Origin of the sequence: Streptomyces sp. 13-12-16 (assembly GCF_002114215.1) — a bacterium.
GTDB lineage: Bacteria > Actinomycetota > Actinomycetes > Streptomycetales > Streptomycetaceae > Streptomyces.
Window position 1 is genome coordinate 15,861 of sequence record NZ_NCTE01001124.1, and the last position, 2,227, is coordinate 18,087.

Annotated in this window: 1 protein-coding gene and 2 pseudogenes; all 3 read right to left on the minus strand. The window is 75.5% G+C overall.

All coding sequences use genetic code 11. The features are described 5' to 3' along the window. A pseudogene (locus tag B7767_RS36285) lies at nt 1-220 on the minus strand (hypothetical protein); the annotation flags it as partial. 204 nt (nt 221-424) lie between these two features. Beyond that, on the minus strand, nt 425-1,693 hold the full coding sequence (locus B7767_RS36290) for a helix-turn-helix domain-containing protein (RefSeq protein ID WP_085575751.1): 1,269 nt from the start codon (nt 1,691-1,693) through the stop codon (nt 425-427). Nucleotides 1,694-2,057: 364 nt separating this feature from the next. Next, a pseudogene (locus tag B7767_RS48670) lies at nt 2,058-2,227 on the minus strand (DNA alkylation response protein); the annotation flags it as partial.

Here is a 2,227-nt window from a genome sequence, read left to right on the forward strand (position 1 = left end):
GGTCCAGCGCCTCGCGCGGCACGTGGTGCTCGGTCAGCCGCAGCGGCGCGGTCTCGGCGGACGCGGTGAGCGGCTTCAGCGCCCCGGGGTCGTCGGCGTCGGTGGCCTGGGAGGCGCTGATCATGGTGGCGGCCGCGGTCAGCGCGAGGGCGGTCCCGGCCAGCGCCGCCCGCAGCGCCCTGCCCTGCCTGCGCCGGCGGTGTCTGCCGCGATGCTTCATGACGTCCTCCCGAGACGAGCCAACTGCGTCCGGTGGTCCGAGGGTTGACCGTGGAGCAGTTGGGGTGGCCCGTACCCGGATGCTACGGCAGCCGAACGGCCCGGGAGCCGAAGACCCTGCAAATATGCGAAACAGCGACCTTCCGAGAGTGCCCCCGGGCACACCTGTACGACCCCGCGCGGTCCTGACGGGCGGGAGTCGGGCCTACCGCGCCGGCCGCCGCCGACGGCCCAGCGCCGGGGCCGTCGAGTGGGGGAACAGGTCGCGGGGGTCGTCCGGGAGGACGGTCCTCACCTCGGCGGCCTCCGTGAACCGGTAGGGGCGGTGGTCCAGCAGGGGGCCCAGGTAGCGGCGTACGCGGGACATCTCCGCGCGGACCGTCACCGTACGGTCCGGGTCGCCGAAGACGTCCCGGGCGAGCTCCGCGGCGCTGCGCCCCGCGCGGTGCACGGCCAGCAGGTACAGCAACTCGGCGTGCCGGGGGCTCAGTTCCCGGGTCCAGGAGCCCGCCCCGCCGGACACCTCCACCGACCAGCGGCGCGGCCCCCTCAGGTCCAGCACGATCCGGGACGAGGAACGCGCCACCGGTTCGTCCGCCGCCCGCACCAGCCAGCCCCCGGCCAGCGGCTCCAGCGAGCAGCGGCCCAGCGCGGACAGCCACCGCATGCCCGCCGACACCGACTTGGGCAGCGCCAGCCGCTCCGTGTACGGCATCCCCGTCACCGCCGCCGTCCACCCCTGCCGGTCCACGACCAGCGCCCGCCCGTCGATCCGGGCCAGCACCGGGGCCGCCACCGCGCGCAGCCGCTCCAGCGACCGCAGGTGCGTCTCCCGCAGCCGCGCCTCGGCGAGCTTGGCCACCGAGTCGACCCACGCCAGCGTGGCCGGGTGCATCGTCTCCAGCGGCCCGCTCACGTCCACCACGCCGATCAGCCGCCCGTCGCGGGGATCGGTGATCGGCGCCCCGGCGCACGTCCAGGTGGCGTGCGACCGTACGAAGTGCTCGGCGGCGAACACCTGCACGGGACGCCGCGTCACCGCCGGCGTCCCCACCCCGTTGGTGCCGACGACCTCCTCGCGCCAGTCCGCGCCGATCTCGAAACCCAGCCCGTCGGCCTTGCGCAGCACCGGCGCGCTGCCCTCCCGCCACAGCACCCGGCCCTCCTCGTCGGCCACCACCATGATGTGGTGGGCGACGTCCGCGACCGACAGCAGCCCCTCCCGCAGCACCGGCAGCACCTGCCGCAGCGGCGACGCCTCCCGCCGCCGCTGCACCTCCTCCCAGGACAGCAGGCCGCTGCGGAAGCCGTGGTCCGGATCCACACCACTGCGCAGCATCCGCTCCCAGGACTGCCCGATCACCGGGCGGGGGGCCACGGGCGTACGCTGCCCGGAGAGCGTGGCGGAGCGGACCTCGTCGAGCACCCGCGCCGCACGTGCCGTGTCGACGGCGGCCAGCTGCGTCATGTCCATCGGCGAGAGCGCCACCGGTCCTCCCGGAGATAAGGCTGTCGTGACTCATACTGCCGTCTGCCCCCGGCGCGAACGCCCGGTACCGGTACGGCCACGGCGGCAACAAGTTGCAACCCCTTGCAACCCTGGTGGAGAGCCCCAGGGTGTTTGAAACTTGGGCGACGCCGTCCCGAGCGGCGTCCACGGCTCGTAAGGGGCCTGTGCGGCGGGGGTGGTGCCGTGTCGGCGCAGCACCACCCCCGCGTCATGCCTGCGGCAGCTCGACGGGGTGCGCGGCACGGGGTGCGACTTAACGCGTCGGCGGCCGCCGGCAGTGGGTGGCCGGTCGCGCGGTTCCCCGCGCCCCCAGGTCGGGCCGGGGCCCTCAGGACACCGGGCGGGCCCGCTCCACCACCGACGCCAGGTCCAGCGTGTGCGGCAGCGTCCCGAACGCCGCGCCCCCGTCCCCGCCCAGCCGCGCCGCGCAGAACGCGTCGGCCACCTGCGGCGGCGCGTACCGCACCAGCAGCGACCCCTGGAGCACCAGCGCGAGGC

Bases quoted from the DNA above. Each gene is read 5' to 3' on its own strand.
- B7767_RS36290 (WP_085575751.1), bottom strand. From the start codon at position 1,693: ATGGACATGACGCAGCTGGCCGCCGTCGACACGGCACGTGCGGCGCGG.